At 71.5% G+C, this 18669-nt stretch carries 17 protein-coding genes and 1 riboswitch; of the genes, 9 read left to right on the forward strand and 8 right to left on the reverse strand.

Annotation, left to right across the window (positions count from 1 at the left end):
• Positions 1-64: 64 nt before the first annotated feature.
• The gene (locus tag ACIGDI_RS12685; protein ID WP_095753645.1) at positions 65-481 is read right to left on the reverse strand and encodes a cobalamin B12-binding domain-containing protein; all 417 of its coding nucleotides are present in this window, start codon (positions 479-481) and stop codon (positions 65-67) included.
• Between the two features lie 374 nt (positions 482-855).
• Between ACIGDI_RS12685 and ACIGDI_RS12690 the strand changes: the two genes are divergently transcribed.
• Positions 856-1719: a lipase family alpha/beta hydrolase gene (locus tag ACIGDI_RS12690; protein ID WP_399894581.1), complete on the forward strand. Its 864-nt coding sequence runs from the start codon at positions 856-858 to the stop codon at positions 1717-1719.
• 225 nt (positions 1720-1944) lie between these two features.
• Positions 1945-3450: a M23 family metallopeptidase gene (locus tag ACIGDI_RS12695; protein ID WP_399895283.1), complete on the forward strand. Its 1506-nt coding sequence runs from the start codon at positions 1945-1947 to the stop codon at positions 3448-3450.
• 58 nt (positions 3451-3508) lie between these two features.
• On the opposite strand, the gene pcrA is transcribed toward ACIGDI_RS12695, so the two are convergent.
• The gene (gene pcrA, locus ACIGDI_RS12700; RefSeq protein ID WP_399894585.1) at positions 3509-5992 is read right to left on the reverse strand and encodes a DNA helicase PcrA; all 2484 of its coding nucleotides are present in this window, start codon (positions 5990-5992) and stop codon (positions 3509-3511) included.
• A gap of 254 nt (positions 5993-6246) precedes the next feature.
• A riboswitch (cyclic di-AMP (ydaO/yuaA leader) is annotated at positions 6247-6418 on the forward strand.
• 8 nt (positions 6419-6426) lie between these two features.
• Between pcrA and ACIGDI_RS12705 the strand changes: the two genes are divergently transcribed.
• Complete coding sequence (locus tag ACIGDI_RS12705) at positions 6427-7593, forward strand: NlpC/P60 family protein (protein ID WP_399894588.1); 1167 nt, start codon at positions 6427-6429, stop codon at positions 7591-7593.
• A 72-nt stretch (positions 7594-7665) separates the two neighbouring features.
• On the opposite strand, the gene ACIGDI_RS12710 is transcribed toward ACIGDI_RS12705, so the two are convergent.
• A complete protein-coding gene (locus ACIGDI_RS12710) occupies positions 7666-8019 on the reverse strand; it encodes a hypothetical protein (RefSeq protein WP_200703515.1) in 354 nt (117 codons plus the stop codon).
• 407 nt (positions 8020-8426) lie between these two features.
• On the opposite strand from ACIGDI_RS12710, the gene ACIGDI_RS12715 reads away from it, so the two are divergent.
• Positions 8427-9500 (forward strand): NlpC/P60 family protein, encoded by a 1074-nt coding sequence (locus tag ACIGDI_RS12715; protein ID WP_399894591.1) that lies wholly within the window; start codon positions 8427-8429, stop codon positions 9498-9500.
• A gap of 3 nt (positions 9501-9503) precedes the next feature.
• On the opposite strand, the gene ACIGDI_RS12720 is transcribed toward ACIGDI_RS12715, so the two are convergent.
• Together ACIGDI_RS12720 and ACIGDI_RS12725 are read right to left on the reverse strand one after the other, a co-directional pair.
• Positions 9504-10223 (reverse strand): response regulator transcription factor, encoded by a 720-nt coding sequence (locus ACIGDI_RS12720; protein ID WP_200703517.1) that lies wholly within the window; start codon positions 10221-10223, stop codon positions 9504-9506.
• The gene (locus ACIGDI_RS12725; protein ID WP_399894594.1) at positions 10220-11545 is read right to left on the reverse strand and encodes a PspC domain-containing protein; all 1326 of its coding nucleotides are present in this window, start codon (positions 11543-11545) and stop codon (positions 10220-10222) included. The genes ACIGDI_RS12720 and ACIGDI_RS12725 overlap by 4 nt, the downstream gene beginning before the upstream one ends.
• Positions 11546-11688: 143 nt before the next feature.
• Here ACIGDI_RS12725 and ACIGDI_RS12730 point away from each other — a divergent pair, with 143 nt between their 5' ends.
• Together ACIGDI_RS12730 and ACIGDI_RS12735 are read left to right on the forward strand one after the other, a co-directional pair.
• Positions 11689-13143: a PspC domain-containing protein gene (locus tag ACIGDI_RS12730; RefSeq protein WP_399894597.1), complete on the forward strand. Its 1455-nt coding sequence runs from the start codon at positions 11689-11691 to the stop codon at positions 13141-13143.
• A complete protein-coding gene (locus tag ACIGDI_RS12735; protein ID WP_399894600.1) occupies positions 13130-13381 on the forward strand; it encodes a hypothetical protein in 252 nt (83 codons plus the stop codon). Before ACIGDI_RS12730 ends, ACIGDI_RS12735 begins: the two co-directional genes overlap by 14 nt.
• A gap of 38 nt (positions 13382-13419) precedes the next feature.
• Here the strand turns inward: ACIGDI_RS12735 and ACIGDI_RS12740 are convergent, their stop codons facing one another.
• On the reverse strand, positions 13420-13947 hold the full coding sequence (locus ACIGDI_RS12740) for a DoxX family protein (RefSeq protein ID WP_399894603.1): 528 nt from the start codon (positions 13945-13947) through the stop codon (positions 13420-13422).
• A 151-nt stretch (positions 13948-14098) separates the two neighbouring features.
• Positions 14099-15388 carry a hypothetical protein gene (locus ACIGDI_RS12745; RefSeq protein WP_399894606.1) on the reverse strand — a complete coding sequence of 430 codons (1290 nt, stop codon included), beginning with the start codon at positions 15386-15388 and terminating at the stop codon, positions 14099-14101.
• A 192-nt stretch (positions 15389-15580) separates the two neighbouring features.
• Here ACIGDI_RS12745 and ACIGDI_RS12750 point away from each other — a divergent pair, with 192 nt between their 5' ends.
• On the forward strand, positions 15581-16474 hold the full coding sequence (locus tag ACIGDI_RS12750; protein ID WP_399894609.1) for a DUF4429 domain-containing protein: 894 nt from the start codon (positions 15581-15583) through the stop codon (positions 16472-16474).
• Here ACIGDI_RS12750 and ACIGDI_RS12755 read toward each other — a convergent pair whose 3' ends face one another.
• Positions 16475-17284 carry a class II aldolase/adducin family protein gene (locus ACIGDI_RS12755; protein WP_272175300.1) on the reverse strand — a complete coding sequence of 270 codons (810 nt, stop codon included), beginning with the start codon at positions 17282-17284 and terminating at the stop codon, positions 16475-16477. It lies immediately after the preceding gene.
• A 168-nt stretch (positions 17285-17452) separates the two neighbouring features.
• Here ACIGDI_RS12755 and ACIGDI_RS12760 point away from each other — a divergent pair, with 168 nt between their 5' ends.
• Both ACIGDI_RS12760 and ACIGDI_RS12765 read left to right on the forward strand, forming a co-directional pair.
• Entirely contained in the window at positions 17453-18079 is a 627-nt protein-coding gene (locus ACIGDI_RS12760) for a hypothetical protein (RefSeq protein ID WP_399894612.1), read from the forward strand.
• Positions 18080-18176: 97 nt separating this feature from the next.
• The gene (locus ACIGDI_RS12765; protein ID WP_399894615.1) at positions 18177-18665 is read left to right on the forward strand and encodes a pyridoxamine 5'-phosphate oxidase family protein; all 489 of its coding nucleotides are present in this window, start codon (positions 18177-18179) and stop codon (positions 18663-18665) included.
• Positions 18666-18669 lie beyond the last annotated feature (4 nt).

Here is an 18669-nt window from a genome sequence, read left to right on the forward strand (position 1 = left end):
CCCCCAGCCACCCTCGGCTTCCGGGGCCGGCCACCCCCAGCCACCCGCGGCTCGCGACGGCGGTCTACGCCCCCGCCGGCTGCCTCACGTTGGCGCGCACCCAGTCCACGATCGACTGCGTCGTCGCACCCGGCGTGAAGATCTCCGCGACGCCCTTCTCCTTCAGCGGCGCAATGTCCGCCTCGGGAATGATGCCGCCGCCGAAGACGAGGATGTCCTCCGCGTCCCGCTCCTTGAGCAGGTCGATCACCGCGGCGAAGAGCGTGTTGTGGGCGCCCGACAGGATGGACAGCCCGATCGCGTCGGCGTCCTCCTGGATCGCGGTGTCGACGATCTGCTCGGGCGTCTGGTGGAGCCCGGTGTAGATGACCTCCATACCGGCGTCGCGCAGCGCCCGCGCGATCACCTTGGCCCCTCGATCGTGGCCGTCGAGCCCCGGCTTGGCCACCACCACGCGGATCGGACCGGCTGCCACACCCATCACTGCCTCCATGAAGCGACTGCATTCATCCCTACCGACAGGTACTGCCGTACCCACATCGGCTGGGGAAGTGAACGAACGTTATCGCCAGCATCCCGCAACCGGCCGTTTCACGGTGCGGACCGAGGGGGAAATCACACGGTGGGACACGTTCGCAGCGCACCGTTCCGAGTCTTTGCGGCACAAGGGCCGCAGCGGGAGCAGGCGCAACGGGAGCCGCAACGAGGTCGCCGCACCACCGCGCCGCAGGCCGCGCGCCGTGGCGGTGCGGTGCGTCGGTGTTGCCCGGAGGGCATCACCGACTTCGCCGCGACTTCCCATGAGGGCACACGGGGGTCGGAGCCGTACTCCTGTGTCTCGACAGGAGGTCGGCCATGAAGGTCACCAGGGCACTGCAGCCCTTTTTTCCGCTCTGCCAGCGGTTGCTCCCCATCAGACTGGCGGGACTCTCCGTGGCCCTGCTGAAGGCGACCGCCCTGGAATTCGCGATCCTCGCCGGTCACCTCCTCCTCTATCCCTCCGGCATCACCCAGGAACGCCGCGTACCGGCATTGCTCCCCTCACCCGACGGCGCCGCGCAGCTGCCGACGGGGACCAGGCCGCCGGTCGTGCTCCTGCACGGCTTCATCGACAACCGCTCGGTCTTCGTGCTGCTGCGCCGCAGCCTCGCCCAGAACGGCAGGCAGCACGTCGAATCGCTCAACTACTCGCCGCTGACCTGCGACATCCGCAGCGCGGCCGAGCTGCTCGGCCGGCACATAGAGGAGATCTGCGAGCGCACCGGCAGCCACCGGGTCGACGTGGTCGGGCACAGCCTCGGCGGGCTGATCGCCCGGTACTACGTGCAGCGGCTCGGCGGTGACAGCCGGGTCCGCACGCTGGTGACCCTGGGCACCCCGCACTCCGGCACCAGCGTGGTGCCGCTGGCGAACGCGCACCCGATCGTGCGGCAGATGCGCCCGGGCTCGGAGCTGATCGAGGAGCTGAAGCGGCCCGCGCCGGGCTGCCGTACGCATTTCATCAGTTTCTGGAGCGATCTGGACCATCTGATGAACCCGCTGGAGACGGCCTGCATCGACCACCCCGATCTGATGGCGCAGAACGTGCAGGTGAGCGGGGTCGGGCATCTCGCCCTGCCCGTGCACCCCGCCGTCGCCACCGGGATACGCCAGGCCCTCGACACGGAGCTGCCGGGAGACGAAGCCGCCGCCCGTTCCGGCGGTCTGACCGTGGCCTGAGAGCCCGCTGACAGCCGACCGAGATCGAACGCACTTCGAACACAAGGCCAAAGCCGCGCCCGCACTCCCCCGAAACACGGCCGAATGCCCGTTTCCTGCGCGCCCGAAACCAGTTGAAGATTGTCGCGCCCGCGTACCGCCGGGTACAGTCGCCGCACTGCTCTGGCAGCCCCTGTTGTCGAGGCGAAAGAGAAGTTGGTGAACGACCGTCACCCGTCGGGGACCATGACCACCCCGGCTCCGGCTTCCGACGCCGCCTCGGCGCACTACGCGTCGTACGGCACCCAGGAAGCCCAGTACGGCGACTTCACCACTTACGGCGGTTACGACGCGAGCGGTTTCCAGACCGGCGCGCACGCGACGACGACCTTCGCCGCGGACCCCCTCTTCGGCAACCTCCCCGGCGACGCCACCGGTTCGTACGACACGGCCCACTGGTCCACCGGCGATCACCAGACCCCGCACTACGACGCCTACGCGGCCCAGCACCACGCCGCCTACGACACCGGCGTCTACGAGACGACCGCCTGGACCGGCGAGTACCAGCAGCTCTCCGCCATCCCGCCGCAGGCCACCGGGAACGACACCTCCGGCCACTGGGACGCGAGCGCCTGGCTGCAGCCGGACCAGGCCGGCGCCGCCAATGACCAGACCCAGCACTGGGAGTGGGGCACTCAGGCCTTCGACACCGGTGCGTACGACGCCACGCAGTGGAACTCCGACGGCGGGACACCCGCGGCAGGCGAACCGTTCGGGCAGCAGGCCACTGCCGTCTTCGACCAGGTCGAGCACGGCGCGTACGAGGAACACCCTCAGAACAGCTACGAGGAACACCCGCAGGACGACTACGCGGAACACCCTCAGGACGGGTACGAGGAACAGTCGCAGGACGACGGCGAGTTGACCGCCACGGGCGAGCTGCCTGCCGTAACGCCCCTGCTGGACGACCAGGAAGAGACGACGCCCGCTCCGGCGTCGCGCGCGGCCGCCCGGAACGCGTCCCGCTCCCGCCGCCGTACACCCGCCAAGCGCTCGGCGCTGCTGACCATCGCCGTCCCCTCGGCCTGTGTGATGGGGGTCGCGGGCATCGCGGCGGCCTCGGTCGGCACCTTCTCCTCCGACGACACCTCGACGACCGCCTCGGCCGCGCAGCCGGTGAAACCGGCCGCCGCCAACAACAAGCTGGACTCCCAGCTCGAGAGCCTGTCCGCGGGCGCCGACGACTTCGCCGACCGGGCGAGCCGGACGCAGGAACGCATCGACCTCAAGGCGCAGCAGGAGGCCGAGAAGAAGAAGGCGGCCGCGGAGGCGGCCCGCAAGGAGCGGCTGCGGCCCAAGTACGCCCTGCCGGTCGCCCAGCGCGGGCTGAGCGCCTACTTCGGCCAGGCCGGCATCAACTGGATGTCCGTGCACACCGGCATCGACTTCCCGGTCTCCTACGGCACGACGGTGATGGCCGCGACCGACGGCACTGTCCGCACGCAGTGGAACAGCGCCTACGGCAACATGATGATCGTGACCGCGAAGGACGGCACGGAGACGTGGTACTGCCACCTCTCCACCTACCGCGTCGCCTCCGGTACGACGGTGAAGGCCGGCCAGCCGATCGCGTACTCCGGCAACTCGGGCAACTCCACCGGCCCGCACCTGCACTTCGAGGTGCACCCGGCGGGCGGTTCGGCCATAGACCCGCTGCCGTGGCTGCGCAGCCACGGTCTCAACCCGACGTAGGCGCCACCGGCCGCCGTACGAGCCCCCGCTCCTGAGGAGCAGCGGGGGCCGTTTCGCGTCAGAGCTTCTCGACCGGCGCGTACCGCAGCAGCAGCCGCTTGGGCTTGGCGTCGCCGAAGTCGATCGTCGCCTCCGCGTTCCCACCCGTGCCCTTGACCGCGACGACCGTGCCGAGCCCGAACTGGTCGTGCGTGACCCGGTCGCCGACGGCCAGGGAGACCACCGGCTTCTCGGACGTCCGGCGCGTGGCGAAGCCCGACGCGCCCGACGCCGAGGACCGCGAGCGGGAGGACGACAGGGATGCGGCCACTCCGGACGCGGGACCGGAGGACATGGGTGCCGTGGCGCCCGTGCGCTTCCAGTCGACGTGGTGGGCCGGGATCTCCTCCAGGAAACGGGAGGGCGGGTTGTACGACGGCTGGCCCCAGGCGCTGCGCAGGGACGAGCGGGTCAGGTAGAGCCGCTCACGCGCGCGCGTGATGCCGACGTACGCCAGCCGCCGCTCCTCCTCCAGCTCCTTGGCCTGGCCGAGGGCGCGCATGTGCGGGAAGACGCCGTCCTCCATGCCGGTGAGGAAGACCACCGGGAACTCGAGGCCCTTGGCGGTGTGCAGGGTCATCAGCGTGATGACTCCGGAGCCGTCCTCCTCCTCGTCCGGGATCTGGTCCGAGTCGGCGACCAGGGCCACCCGCTCCAGGAAGTCGGAGAGTCCGCCGGAGGCCTCGCCCTCCGCGGTCTCCTGCTCGAACTCCAGGGCGACGGCGGCGAGTTCCTGGAGGTTCTCGATCCGGGTCTCGTCCTGCGGGTCGGTCGAGGCCTGCAACTCGGCGAGGTAGCCGGTCCGTTCGAGCACCGCCTCCAGGACGGTCGCGGGGCCCGCGCCGGAGTCGACGATCGTACGGAGGTCCTCCATCAGCGTGTTGAACTTCTTGACGGCGTTGGTGGACCGCGCGGCCATGCCGTACGCCTCGTCGACGCGGCGCAGCGCCTGCGCGAAGCTGATCTTCTCGCGCTGGGAGAGGGCGTCGATCATCGCTTCGGCGCGCTCGCCGATGCCGCGCTTGGGGACGTTGAGGATGCGGCGCAGCGGCACCGAGTCCTCGGGGTTGGCGAGGACCCGAAGGTAGGCCAGGACGTCCCGGACCTCCTTGCGCTCGTAGAAGCGGACGCCGCCGACGACCTTGTAGGGCAGGCCGACGCGGATGAAGACCTCTTCGAAGACACGGGACTGGGCGTTGGTGCGGTAGAAGACGGCGACGTCGCCGGCCTTCGCGTCGCCCGCGTCGGTGAGACGGTCTATCTCGTCGGCGACGAACTGCGCCTCGTCGTGCTCGGTGTCGGCGACGTAGCCGGTGATGCGCGCGCCGGCGCCGGCGTTGGTCCACAGGTTCTTCGGGCGGCGGGACTCGTTGCGCTCGATGACGGCGTTGGCCGCGGAGAGGATCGTCTGGGTGGAGCGGTAGTTCTGCTCCAGCAGGATCGTCGTCGCGTCCGGGTAGTCCTCCTCGAACTGGAGGATGTTGCGGATCGTCGCGCCGCGGAAGGCGTAGATCGACTGGTCGGCGTCGCCGACGACGCACAGTTCGGCGGGCGGGACGTCGTGCTCGTTCGGCGGGACGTCCTCGTCGTGGGCGCCCGTGCCCACGAGCTCGCGCACCAGCGCGTACTGCGCGTGGTTGGTGTCCTGGTACTCGTCGACCAGGACGTGCCGGAAGCGGCGGCGGTAGTGCTCGGCGACGTCCGGGAAGGCGCGCAGCAGGTTGACCGTCGTCATGATCAGGTCATCGAAGTCGAGGGCGTTCGCCTCGCGCAGCCGCGACTGGTACATGGCGTACGCCTGGGCGAGGGTCTTCTCGAAGCCGTCGGTGGCCTGGGCGGCGAAGTCCTCCTCGTCGATCAGCTCGTTCTTCAGGTTGCTGATCTTGGCGCTGAAGGACTTGGGCGGATAGCGCTTGGGGTCGAGCTCCAGGTCCCGGCAGACCAGGGCCATCAGGCGCTTGCTGTCGGCGGCGTCGTAGATCGAGAACGAGGACGTGAAACCGAGCTTCTTGCTCTCGCGGCGCAGGATGCGCACGCACGCGCTGTGGAAGGTCATCACCCACATCGCGTTCGCGCGTGGGCCGACGAGCTGCTCGACACGCTCCTTCATCTCACCGGCGGCCTTGTTGGTGAAGGTGATCGCGAGGATCTGGCCGGGGTGCACGTTCCGCGAGCCGAGGAGGTGGGCGATGCGGTGGGTGAGCACGCGGGTCTTGCCGGAGCCGGCGCCGGCCACGATGAGCAGGGGGGTGCCGGCGTGCACGACGGCCGCGCGCTGGTTCTCGTTCAGCCCGTCGAGGAGCGCGGCCGGGTCGATCGCCGGACGCGGGGCGCCGTCGCGGTAGTAGGAGTCCCGGTCCGGCGGTACGTCGAACTTCCCGCCGAACAGATCGTCCGGAACGGGCTCCGGTACGTGATCGTCCTCGGGCGGTGGCGGGGGTTCCTCGTGGCCGCGGGGGGCCTGGAGGTCCGCCAGGAAGCTGTCGTCAAAGAGGCTGCTCATCGCTCTCCGAGTCTAGGGGGCCCCACTGACAGCCCGCCGCCGCCCTGAGAACATCGCCGGATCCGGACCGGATCCGATACCGCCGCACACGCTGCCGCACCCCTCCGCCACGGTCTGTGACCAGCGGCGACCGGTTGACCAAAGGTCACGAAAATGTATCGGGCATATCGAACATCATCCTTCACAGAGGCCACACGAGTTGGCTACCGTTCCGCGCAGGCCATACGACCCCCACCGGCGAACGTCGCCGGGCCGCGTGGCCTCCGCCGAGTCCGGGGCGCCGCCGCGCCGTCCGGAGCCGGGGACCCAACCGACCTTGGGGTGAATCGGCCCGACCCCCTCGCGGGGAGCGGACCGTAGGGCAACCCTTCCGAACCACCCGCCCGAACCCGACAGCTAACTCGGTAGGCGGAGCATGGAAGGAGTCGCCTCCCTTGGCGTCGCACCGCAAGTCGCGCCCCGCGGGAACGCGTGTACCAGGCATACGCACCCCCGCTCTCGCCACGGCCGCCCTCACCTCCGTGGCACTGCTGTCCCAGACGGCCGACGCAACACCCTCCACCGACGGCCGGCCCAGCCTCGAGGAGGTCGAGAAGAAGGTCGACGACCTCTACCGCCAGGCCGAGTCGGCCACCGAGAAGTACAACGCGGCCAAGGAGAAGACCACCAAGCAGCGCAAGCAGGTCGACACCCTCCTCGACGACGTCGCCAAGCGCGCCCAGAAGCTCAACCAGGAGCGCGAGCAGCTCGGTTCCTTCGCCGCCGCCCAGTACCGCACCGGGGCCGCCGCACCCGACACGGCGACCTTCCTGCTCGCCGACTCCCCGCAGGACTACTTCGACCAGACGCAGCTGATGGGCCGGCTGACCTCACGTCAGAAGACCGCGGTCGACGACTACTTCGCCGAGCAGTCGGCGACGATGAAGAAGCGCGAAGAGGCCTCCCGGAGTCTGGAGACGCTCACCCGGACGCAGAGCGACCTGCAGACCGCCAAGTCCACGGTGCAGCGCAAGCTCAGCTCCGCGCGCGAGCTGCTGTCGAAGCTGACGGCCCAGGAGAAGGCGCGGCTCGCTCAGATCGAGAAGCAGAAGCAGGAGGAGGCCGCCCGCAAGGCCGCCGAGCTGGCCAAGCAGCAGGCGGCCGCGCAGGCCGAGGCAGCGGCCGCGACCCAGGACAGCGGCTCCACGTCCACGTCCGGCACCAGCACCGGTACCGGTACGGGCACCTCGGACTCCTCGTACGCCACCAAGGCCGCGAAGGCGATCTCGTTCGCCCGCGCGCAGATCGGCAAGCCGTACGTCTGGGGCGCCACCGGCCCCGGCTCCTACGACTGCTCCGGTCTCACCCAGGCCGCCTGGAAGGCCGCCGGCGTCACGCTCCCGCGCACCACCTACGACCAGGTGAACGCCGGCACCACCGTCTCCCTCACCGACGCCCAGCCGGGAGACCTGATCTTCTTCTACGACGACATCAGCCACGTCGGCATCTACATCGGCAACGGCATGATGATCCACGCCCCGAAGCCGGGCGCTTACGTCCGCGAGGAGTCGATCTACTACGGCGGCGAGTCCATCATCCACAGCGTGGTCAGACCGGCGTGAGCCCGGCGCGTCAGCGACAACAGGGGCGCACGGCAATCACCGTGCGCCCCATCGCGCCACCACTCGCCCGCGTCAGGTCCACAGCACCGCGATGAAGATGTTCGCCGTGGTGAGCGCGCCCACCAGCCCGAACATGCTCTTGTCCACCTTCTCCTCGTCCCGCTTCACGTAGACCAGGCCGAGGATCACGATCAGCAGGGCCAGCTTCAGGCCGATCTTGACGTTGTTGACGTGGTGGTCGTCGGCCTGGTTGAGGCCGACCAGGATCGCGCCGGTGACCAGCATGGTCAGCGCCCCGTGCAGCATGGCGGGGACGAAGCGGGCCGTGCCCTGCCCCATCGCCTTCATCTGGGTGAGGAAGCCGCCGAGGAGCGCGGCGATGCCGACGATGTGCAGGCCGACGAAGAGATGGATGAGTACGTCCATGAGGCCGGAGCTTAGACAGGGGCGCCAGGGGCACCCGACACCGGCCCTCCTCCATCCGTCGGCCGCATATATGCGCCATAGCACCCCGCCCCCCGGGGGCACCCGAGAACCGTCACATCGGTCACCGCACCGCGTGAACCCGACGAGGCAGGGCCTGGATCACGGTCGCATCCGGTCACCCGGCGCCGCACTCACGGCACTTCCGCACAACGCGTTACCGGACCGACACAGCCAGGTTTAGCGTCCTTCCCCAGGTGACCGGCTCCCCACCGCCGCCCGGGCCAGGGGCGGCAGTCGGCCACCACCGCCGAGAAGGTCCGGCGGCGGCCGCTCCCCCTGTGCGAGCCGCCGCCGGACGCGTAAGCCGCCCCGGACGGGGTGGTCGTACGAAAGGACGTGCAGTCCAGGTGGCAGCGCATCGCAAGCCCGGTCGGCGAGCATCACTGGGCGGCAGCACCGCCCGTACGGCCTTCACGATCGCCCTGGCGGGCGCCGCGACCGCGACGGCCTTCGACGGGACCGGACACGCCGAGCCGCGGCTGACCCCGGCACAGGTCAAGGCGAAGGTGGACCGGCTCTACCAGGAGGCCGAGACCGCCACCCAGAAGTACGACGGCGCGAAGGAGAAGGCGCAGGCCGCCGAGCGCCGTCTGTCGACCCTGCGGGACGAGGCGGCACGCAAGACGGAGAAGCTCAACTCGGCGCGGGAGGCGCTGGGTTCGATCGCGGCGGCGCAGTACCGGGGCGGCGGGCTGGACCCCGCGCTGCAGCTCGTCCTCTCCAGCGATCCCGACCGGTACCTGGACGGCGCCGAGTTCGTCGACCGGGTCGGCACCCGGCAGGCGGCGGCCGTCGCGGACGTACGCGAACAGCTGCGGGACATCCAGCAGTTGCGCGGGACCGCACGCGTCGAGCTGACCTCGCTGAAGGCACGGCAGGCCGAACTGGCGCGGCAGAAGAAGACGATCACCGGCAAGCTGGACGCGGCGCGGCGGCTGCTGTCCGGCCTGTCGTCCGAGGAGCGCGCACGGCTCGGGCTGGACGGCGGCGGTACGGGCCGCGCGTCCCGGTCGGGCACGGAAGGCCGCGTCGGCCTCCAGGCCCCCGCCCCGGCCACGGCCCAGGCGCCCGACTCCCGTGCCGCGGCCGCCGTCCAGTACGCCTATTCCAAGCTCGGCAGCCCCTATGTGTGGGGCGCCACCGGCCCGGACGCCTTCGACTGCTCCGGCCTGGTCCAGTCCGCGTACCGCTCCGCGGGCGTCTCCCTCCCCCGCACGACGTACGCCCAGATCGACGCCGGGCGCCGCGTCTCCCGTTCCGAACTGCTCCCGGGCGACCTGGTGTTCTTCTACTCCGGCATCAGCCACGTCGGCATCTACATCGGCAACGGCCAGATGATCCACGCCCCGAACCCCTCGGCCCCGGTGCGGATCGCGCCGATCGACGAGATGCCCTTCGCGGGGGCGACGCGGGTGGTGTGAGTGTCAGACCAGGCGCCGGGCCGTCGCCCACCGCGTCAGCTCGTGCCGGTTCGACAGCTGCAGCTTCCGCAGGACCGCCGAGACATGGGACTCGACCGTCTTCACCGAGATGAACAGCTGCTTGGCGATCTCCTTGTAGGCGTACCCGCGGGCGATCAGCCGCAGCACCTCGCGCTCGCGCTGGGTGAGACGGTCCAGGTCCTCGTCGACCGGCGGGGCGTCGGTGGAGGCGAAGGCGTCCAGGACGAAGCCGGCCAGCCGCGGGGAGAACACGGCGTCCCCCTCCTGGACCCGGAAGACGGAGTTGACGAGGTCGGTGCCGGTGATCGTCTTGGTGACGTAGCCGCGGGCGCCGCCGCGGATCACACCGATCACGTCCTCCGCCGCGTCCGACACGGACAGGGCGAGGAAGCGGACGGGCCGCTCGGCGTCGGCCATCAACGGGGCGCAGCGGCGCAGCACTTCGACGCCGCCGCCGCCCGGGAGGTGGACGTCGAGGAGGACGACCTCGGGGCGGGTCGCGGTGATGACCGTGACCGCCTGGTCGACGTCCGCGGCCTCGCCGACGACCTCGACGCCGGTCTCGTCGGTACGGCCGATCTCGGCCTGTACTCCGGTACGGAACATGCGGTGGTCGTCGACGAGGACCACGCGCACGTGCCGCTCACCGGCACTCCCGCCGGTCGGCTCCACGGACTCGTTCGCCTCGGTCGGATCGCTCATGACGTCTTCTCCGCCCTCTCCATCTCCAGCTCGACCTCCGTGCCGCCGTCGGGCACCGCGCGCAGCCGCGCCGTGCCGCCGTTGCGCTCCATGCGGCCGATGATCGATTCTCTGACGCCCATGCGGTCGGCGGGTATCGAGTCGAGGTCGAAGCCGGGTCCGCGGTCCCGCACGGACACGAAGACCTTCTTCCCCTCCACTTCGGCGTAGACCTGCACCGCGCCTCCCTCGCCACCGTACTTGGCGGCGTTGACCATCGCCTCACGCGCGGCCTGCATCTGCGCGGCGATCCTCTCGTCGAGCGGGCAGTCGCCGACGACGACGACCTCGATGGGGACGCCGTGCTTGTCCTCGACCTCGGCGGCGTTGCGCCGGACGGCGTCGGCGAGGCCAACGGGTTCGTCGGCCTCGTCCTTGCCGGTGCCCTCCGGCTTGTACAGCCAGGTCCGCAGGTCGCGTTCCTGGGCACGGGCCAGGCGGCGCACCTCGCCGGCGTTCTCCGCGTTGCGCTGGATCAGGGTCAGGGTGTGCAGCACGGAGTCGTGGACGTGGGCGGCGACCTCGGCGCGTTCCTGGGCGCGGATGCGCATCAGGCGTTCCTCGGACAGGTCCTGGGTCATGCGGACGAGGTAGGGCCCGGCGAGGAGCGTTATCCCGACCAGGACCGCGAGGGCCGCCTGCAGGACGGAGCCGAGGTGGGCGGCGGAGCCCTGGAGGACGAAGATGCCGGAGACGCCGGCGGTGACGAGCAGGACGCCGCCCGCGGCGCGCAGCAGGGTCAGCGTGCGGCGGCGGCTGCCGACCTCGACCCAGCGGGCCCGGCGGGCGTTGTCCGCCTGGCGCCAGACCAGTGCGACGCCGGCGCCGACGAGGACGGCGGGCCACAGGTAGGCCTTGACGCCCCCGCTCAGGTTGACGTTGCCCACGAAGACCAGGGCCACCACGACCATGAGGAGCAGCGCGACGATCTGGCCCCGGTCCGGCTTGCGGGCCACGAGGCGCCGGCGGCCGTCGGGCGAGGTCTCGGTACTGACGATCGCGGGGGGCTTCTGCCCGCCGACGCCGCCGACGCCCAGCGGTACGAAGAACCAGAACGCGGCGTACAGCAGAGCGCCGAGGCCGTCCGCCATGAACAGGCCGACGAAGACCAGCCGGACCCAGATGACGGGCAGTCCGAGGTGCCCGGCGAGCCCCCGCGCCACGCCACCCAGCCAGCGTCCGTCGCTGCTGCGGTAGAGCTTGCGCGGCGGCCGCGGTTCGACGAGGGGCGCTGCGGCTTCCGGCATGCCACCGATCCTCACACGGCCGGCGGACGAGGACATCAGGGTCGGCCCCCGAGACTCCCCTGATCTTCGGCGGCGTGGCCCGTCGAACGCTTCCCGGGCGCCGGCTCGGGGGCGATATCAGGGTCGGTCCAGGGTCGTCCCGACTCCCGCCGGGGCGGCCCGCCCGTCACCATGGAGCCATGACAGATCACGAGCGCGCCGCGACGGGTCCGGGACCCGGCCCCGGCCCGCGCCCCTCCCCGGGCGCCGGGCCGCAGGATGCCGCGCCCGCCGCGCACGCCCCGACTGCCACCGGCCCGGAAGCCGGGGCGGACAGCGGTACGGAGACCGGCACGGCCCCCGGCGCGGCGGCGGACTCCGGCGCCCCGGAGAGGTTCCGCCGCGACCGGCGGTACAAGATGCTCGCCGGAGTGTGTTCCGGGCTCGGGCGGCAGTGCGACATGGACCCGGTGATCTTCCGGATCACCCTCGTCGTGCTCTCCGCGACCGGCGGCATCGGCCTGATCTTCTACGGCTTCGTGTGGCTCCTCGTCCCGTTCGAGGACGACGAGGAGAACGAGGTCCGCAAGCTGCTCACCGGCCGCGTCGACGGGCAGGCGCTGACCGCGGTGCTGTTCGCGCTGGTCGGCTGCGGAGTGTTCCTGACCATGCTGAGGAACGGCAGCGTGCTGGCCTTCGCCGTCGTGCTCTCGCTGCTGCTGGCGGGCGCCGGCTACTGGTCGCGCCAGCGAGGGGCACCCGACCCGGACCCGCTGGCCGCCCAGGCCGCCGCCGACGCCCCGCCGGAGGCCCAGGCGCCGCCCGTGCCCGCCTTCTACCCCTCCTGGTGGCGCGAGCCCATCGTCAAGGACGGCACCCACGTCGGCGGCACCGGCTATCTGTGGGGTCCCCGGGAATCCCGCGACCGGGACATCGCCGCGGCCGTCAACATCAGCCTCGGCAACTCCTGGATCAACCGCACGGACACCCGCACCGCGCGCGTCCCGGCGCCGAAGCCGCGCGGCCCCCGCTGGATCGGTGGCTGGATCTTCCTGCTCGCGCTCCTCGCGGGCAGCCTCGGCACCGCCGCCACCTGGCACGACCACGCGCTCGGCACCAGCCTGCAGACCGGACTCGCCTGGGCGCTCGTCGTCTTCGGCCTCGGCATAGCCGTCAGTGCGTTCCTGGGGCGCACGGGAGCGGGGTCGGTCTTCCTGGCCGTCGTCACGGCGGCGCTGCTGGCCTCGTCGGCCGCCCTGCCCAAGGACATCGGCACCCACTGGACGCGCACGACCTGGCAGCCGGCCGCCGTGGCGGAGGTGCAGGGCAGGTACCACCTCGGCAGCGGTGTCGGCACCCTGGACCTGAGCCGGCTGCGGCTGACGAAGGGACAGACGGTGAGCACGGGGGCCGAGGTCGGGGCGGGCCGGCTGTGGGTGATCGTGCCGAAGGACGTGACCGTGCGGCTGTCGATCGACGTGGGCGTGGGCGACATCCAGTTGCCGGGGGACCGAAGGCAGGACGTGGACGTGCAGCCGGGCAAGCACAAGGACGTGACCCTGACACCGGTCAAGGGCGGCAAGAACGCCGGCACCCTCGACCTCGATCTCCAGGTCGGCCTCGGCCAGGCGGAGGTGAGCCGTGCTGCGTCATGAGTTCCAGCCCGGAAGGCTGGTCGCCGGCTGCTTCCTCGCCCTGGCGGGCGTCGTCTACGCCGGGGACGCGGGCGGGGCTTGGGAGACGCCGTGGTTCGCGCTGATACCGCTCGTGGTGGGCGGGCTGTGCCTCGCCGGCGTGGTCGGACTGATCGGCCGGGGCATACGCCGGCGGCGGGCGGTGTCGGCCGGCGGGAAGACGGCGCCGGTGGGCACGGGGGCGGAAACGCCGCAGTAGCGCTCCGCCTGCTCGGCCCACCGACGGAGAACGACCCGTCAGTACCCTCCCGCCCGCCTGCGTCGCCGGGTGCGGAGGGCGGCGTCCAGGGAGAACATGGGCGCGCCCGCGAGGACCAGGGGGAGCCAGGCCATCAGGTAGGCGAGGTCGTTGCCGTAGTAGTACGGGTCGTTGGCCCAGCTGACGGTCATCCACAGGCTGAAGGAGATCAGCGCGCCGCCGAGCGCCGCGAGACGGGCCAGCAGGCCTATCAGGGTGCCGATGCCGACGGCCAGCTCGCCGAAGGCGATGGCGTAGCCGAAGCCGACGGGGTTCTTCAGGGCCAGGTCGACCAGGGCCGGGATGGCCGAGGAGTCACGGACGGAGCGCATCGTCTCGCCGATCGAGCCCGCGCCCGAGGACTTCATGAAGGCGCTGTTCGTGAGCTTGTCCAACCCGGCGTAGATGAAGGTGACGCCGAGGAAGACGCGCAGAGGAAGGAGGGCGTAGCGGCCGAGGTTGTCCCGCCAGCCGCGTTCTTCGCCGAGATGGGGGGTGTACGTGTCCGTGCGCATGCCGTGAGTCATCGCTGTCGCCTCTCGCCCGTCGGGCCGGGACCCCTTGACAGACGATACGTACGCAAGGCCGGAGGCGCTCAAACTGTTCGAGGAGTTTTCCGTCCAGGACCCGACGAGTCGGCAGAACCGGCCATATTGATGCCAGTCGGCCACATTGACGTCAGTCGGTCACATCGATCGCATACCGGTTCGTCTCCACCCCGGCCGCCGTCACCACCTGCACCTCGACCCGGCCGGGCTCCACGTCGGCCGGCACCGGCACCGTGAGCACCGCGTCGGTCGGGTTGCTGAATCCGCCGGTGACCGGGACGAGCGGGACGTGCACGTTGACCGCGCCGATGCGCACGACCATCCGGGACAGCCGGTCGGCTCCCTGCGCCCCGGGCGGGACGAAGCCCGCGCCGCGGATCTCGATGTCGTCGCCGGTGCGGATCGGGCCGTCCAGGTCACCGGCCTCCCGGGCGCGCACCACGGAGAGGATCACCGGGCGGCCGCCCTCCGCGTACTTGCCGGCCAGGTAGGTCGCGGCCGACACCAGCACCACGACGGCGAGGCCCCACGGCAGGTCGGGCAGCTGGTCGGGGCGGCGGGCCAGCCGTACCGCCGAGAACAGCAGGGCGACGGCGCTGATCGCGACGTACTGGATGTCGGCGAAGGAGCCGCGCCCGGCGTCGTCGGTCAGCAGGTCGGCCGCCCTCGGCCGGTCGGCCCGTACCTTCTGCAGCCGCTGGCCGAGGACCCGCAGCCCGACGACGCGCCGCACCAGGACCGCGATGCCGCACACGACGGCGAGGACGGTCACCACGCCGGCGCCGCGGGCGAGTTCGAGGCCGGAGACCAGGGCGTCGCGCTCGGCGTGGTCGGAGGCGGCGGCGAGGCGGCCGGCCAGCACGAGGACGGCGTAGGCGACGAAGAGCACCCAGGCCGCCGCCACGGTGCGCGAGGTGGACAGGCGGTGGTCCTCGCCGATCACCGGGGCCAGGGCGCCGCCGCGGGCGCGGTGGAACCAGGACGCGGCGGTGAGCGCGGCGGCGACGAGCAGGGCCGCCAGGAGCCCGGCCGTGCGCGCGGAGGTCCAGCCCGCGCCGATCGCCGTCAGGGACTGCACCAGGAGCAGCACCAGTACCAGCGCCCACACGGCGACGGCGGTGTACCGCCACAGGCGGGCCAGCCACGCCTCGCCCTCGGCGCGGCCCCGTTCGGCGACGAGTTCCGCGGACTGGGTGAGCTCCTCCGAGACCCACTGGCGGGAGGCCTGGGCCGAGTGGGCCACGGCGGCGGGCACGCCCTGTCCGGCGGCGAACCCGTCGCGCAGGAGCAGGAACTCGGCGACCGCCCGCCGGTGCCCCTCGCGCGCCCCGTGCGGGCAGTCCCCGCAGGTGCAGCCACCCGCGTGCGCCCCGCCGTGAGCGCCCGTCTCCGCGCCCCCTCTCGCCTCCTGCACCGCCACGCCCGCCGCCCGCCTTCCGCACGACCCATCGCCTGTCGACCGGCGCCCCTGCCCAGCAGTCGTCCGCCGCCTTGCAACTCCCCTGTGATGACAGCGAATTGTGCCCTACCCCGCCGGGCCCGCGTCCGCCAGGTCTGGTCAGCGCGGGTGAAGCGGGGGCCGCCGTGTTGACCCGGCTGCGAGAATTTCCCTATGGCCGAGATCATCCAGCGGGACGGGACCTGGGCCTTCGACGGCACCACGGTCAGGATCACGCCGGGCCTGCACCGCTCCGTGCCACTGTTCCGGCAGACGTACGGCGAGGTCTCCGTGCCCCTGGAGGCGATCGCGGGCGTGGTCTTCGAGCCGGAACGCAAGCGGGGGCGGCTGCGGGTACGGCTGCGTGAGGGGGCGGATCCGCTGCTGCAGGCGACGGGGGGACGGCTGCCGGACCCGGCCGACCCCTACCGCCTGGTGGTGGACGTCGACCGGGCGGGGGTCGCGGAGTACGTCGCCGAGGAGATCCGCAGGGCGCTGCTGCTGGACCAGATCCCCAAGGAGCCGACCAAGGCGTATCTGCTGCCGGGGCCTCCGGTCCCGGTCTCGGTCCGCTCCTCCGACGGGACGGTCTCCTTCGACGGCACCCAGGTGCGCATCGACTGGGCGGACACCTCGGACCGGGTCAAGCGGGCGACGGGGCCGCGGATCATCGCCCTCGGCGATCTGGTGCAGGTCGAGTGGCTGCCCAACTCCGGTTACGAGGACGGTTTCCTGCGGTTCGTGACGCGGGAGACGGTGTTCTCCAAGCTGCCGCCGGAGAAGGACCCGTACGCCCTGGACCTGTGGGGCAGCTCGCGCCGGGATCTGCTGACCGCGCTGGTCGCCACCGCGGTCACCGCCCGTCTGCCGCACCCCTCCACCCGGGGGGTCGGCGAGCGGGCCGACCGGCCGCGGCTCGCCGGCGCCGTGCCGCCGTCCGCCGACCACCACGACGTACTCCTGCGCAGGCTGCGGGAGTTGGGCGAACTCCACCGGGAGGGGGTGCTCACGGACGAGGAGTTCGCGATGACGAAGGCGGCCGTACTGCGGGGGTTCCAGGCCCAGTAGTCAGCTCAGCAGGTCGGGTTCGCTGCGGCTGATGTCCTGCCACATCGGCTGGTAGTTGATCCATGCGACCAGGTCGCCGCCGAGTTGTTCGCGGGTGGCCGCCGCCAGTTTGTGGTCGATGAGCAGGGGCCGGCCGGCCGCCTTGGCGGTGAGCTGGACCTGGGCGGAGCGTTCCATGGACACGAACCACCAGGCGGCGGCGTCCACGGAGTCGCCGACCGTCAGCAGCCCGTGGTTGCGCAGGACGAGCGCCTTGCGGGAGCCGAGCGCGGTGGCGATGCGGCGGCCCTCCTCGGCGTCGACGGCGACGCCGGTGTAGGCGTCGTAGAGGGCGTGGTCCTCGTAGAAGGCGCAGCTCTCCTGGGTGATGGGGTCCAGGAGGTCGCCGAGCGCGGACAGGGCGCGGCCGTTCACCGAGTGGCAGTGGGCGACGGCGACGACGTCCGGGCGGGCGGCGTGGACCTGGGAGTGCACGGTGAACGCGGCCTGGTTGACGTGGTAGCGGCCCTCGACGACCTGGCCGTCGGAGTTGGCGAGCACCAGGTCGCTCACGGTGACGTGCTTGAAGGGCATGCCGAAGGGGTTGACCCAGAAGCAGTCCGAGAACTCGGGGTCGCGGGCGGTTATGTGCCCGGAGACCCCGTCCTCGAAGCCGAGGCGTCCGAAGATCCGCAGCGCGCCGGCGAGGCGTTCCTTGCGGTGCCGGCGTTCGTCGTCGACCGAGTCGTGCATGGGCGGCATCGCGAACCGCAGCCGGTCGGTCGGGAGCGGCGGGGGCGGGGTGGGTCCGGCGCCGGGGGTCCCGTGCATGTTCTTCCTCCAGCACTGGGTTGCTTTACGGGGCGGAAGTTACCGTCGGTCAGCTCAGGAGAACAGTCATGTTCTGTAAAGATGACGCGCGCAACCGTTTCGGGTGCTCGTGGGTCTGGGGTGCGGAACCACAGATTCAGTTTAGTTTTTCAGCCACCGGAGCCCCTCATGAGCACAGCCGAACGCCACCTCGCCAGCCTTGTGCGCCAGCTGGCGAACCAGGATCGGGTCGAGCTGGTCCACCCCTTCTCCGACCTGAAGAGCTTCGCCGCGCTCGTCTACGTCGCCGAGTGCTTCGGCTTCCGTTACGTCGGCGTCCGCCTCGTCGGCCGCCACAAGGTGCTGCACGTGTACCTGGTCCGCTCCGGCGAGGCCTGGGCGCAGCAGCGCGCGGCGGCCAACGCGGCCGCGTTCCCGCAGGTCGGCGCGGGTGGCGCGGTGCCCGGCATGCACCTGAACTCGCTCACGCCGGTGCCCGAGGCGCAGCCGGACGTCGACCTGCTCACGAAGGTCATCCGGTACGACGCCATGACCGAGGCCGGCAACCCCGTGCAGCTGCGCACCATCGGGGTGGGCGCGGGGGTGCTGTTCCTGCTGCTGGCGGTGGTGACCGGGCTCTACGCCGTCCTGCTGCCCCTCGCGGTCCTGACGCCGGCGTTCATGTTCGGCTCCCTCCGCGTGAACACGGCCCGCCGGGCGAAGCTGGCCGCGCAGCTGACGGCGGCGGGCTGCACGCCGGTGCGGGACGAGGCGGGGCGGGAGCGCTTCGTCCGCCCGGTCCCCTATCCGGCGTGACCTCCGGTCCCCTGTCCGGCGTGACCTTCGGCGCCCCGTCCGGCGTGGCCTCGGATACCCGACAGAAGATGTCGGGTATCGGCGCCACACTCGTCGTATGACAACGAGTCGTACGACAGCGGGCTGGGCGGACTTCGCCGCCGCCGAGCCCGATCTCGCGAGGACCGTCGAGGCGCGCTTCGGGGCCTTCACGCACCATGTCCTGGCCACCCTGCGCAAGGACGGCTCCCCGCGCACCACGGGGCTGGAGGTGCGCTTCCTGAACGGGGAGCTGTGGCTGGGGATGATGCCGGACTCGCTCAAGGCCCTGGACCTGCGCCGCGACCCGCGGTTCGCGCTCCAGGCGAACCCGGGGGAAGGCCAGACCATGGGAGGCGGCGACGTCCGGATCGCCGGCCGGGCGGTCGAGGTCGAGGACGCCGCGACCAAGGCCGCGTACGGCGAAGAGGTGGAACCGCCGGAGCCGTTCCACCTCTTCCGCGCCGAGCTGACGGAGGTCGTGCGGACCTACGTCGAGGACGACAAGTACCTCGTCGTCCAGGTCTGGAAGCCCGGCGAGCCGGTGCGCACGATCAAGCGCACCTGAGCCC

Origin of the sequence: Streptomyces sp. NPDC085900 (assembly GCF_044540925.1) — a bacterium.
In the GTDB taxonomy this organism is placed as follows: domain Bacteria; phylum Actinomycetota; class Actinomycetes; order Streptomycetales; family Streptomycetaceae; genus Streptomyces; species Streptomyces gilvifuscus.

Bases quoted from the DNA above. Each gene is read 5' to 3' on its own strand.
- ACIGDI_RS12690 (WP_399894581.1), top strand. From the start codon at position 856: ATGAAGGTCACCAGGGCACTGCAGCCCTTTTTTCCGCTCTGCCAGCGG.
- ACIGDI_RS12685 (WP_095753645.1), bottom strand. From the start codon at position 481: ATGGGTGTGGCAGCCGGTCCGATCCGCGTGGTGGTGGCCAAGCCGGGG.
- ACIGDI_RS12750 (WP_399894609.1), top strand. From the start codon at position 15,581: ATGGCCGAGATCATCCAGCGGGACGGGACCTGGGCCTTCGACGGCACC.
- ACIGDI_RS12730 (WP_399894597.1), top strand. From the start codon at position 11,689: ATGACAGATCACGAGCGCGCCGCGACGGGTCCGGGACCCGGCCCCGGC.
- ACIGDI_RS12760 (WP_399894612.1), top strand. From the start codon at position 17,453: ATGAGCACAGCCGAACGCCACCTCGCCAGCCTTGTGCGCCAGCTGGCG.
- ACIGDI_RS12755 (WP_272175300.1), bottom strand. From the start codon at position 17,284: ATGCACGGGACCCCCGGCGCCGGACCCACCCCGCCCCCGCCGCTCCCG.
- ACIGDI_RS12695 (WP_399895283.1), top strand. From the start codon at position 1,945: ATGACCACCCCGGCTCCGGCTTCCGACGCCGCCTCGGCGCACTACGCG.
- ACIGDI_RS12720 (WP_200703517.1), bottom strand. From the start codon at position 10,223: ATGAGCGATCCGACCGAGGCGAACGAGTCCGTGGAGCCGACCGGCGGG.
- ACIGDI_RS12725 (WP_399894594.1), bottom strand. From the start codon at position 11,545: ATGTCCTCGTCCGCCGGCCGTGTGAGGATCGGTGGCATGCCGGAAGCC.
- ACIGDI_RS12710 (WP_200703515.1), bottom strand. From the start codon at position 8,019: ATGGACGTACTCATCCATCTCTTCGTCGGCCTGCACATCGTCGGCATC.
- pcrA (WP_399894585.1), bottom strand. From the start codon at position 5,992: ATGAGCAGCCTCTTTGACGACAGCTTCCTGGCGGACCTCCAGGCCCCC.
- ACIGDI_RS12765 (WP_399894615.1), top strand. From the start codon at position 18,177: ATGACAACGAGTCGTACGACAGCGGGCTGGGCGGACTTCGCCGCCGCC.
- ACIGDI_RS12740 (WP_399894603.1), bottom strand. From the start codon at position 13,947: ATGACTCACGGCATGCGCACGGACACGTACACCCCCCATCTCGGCGAA.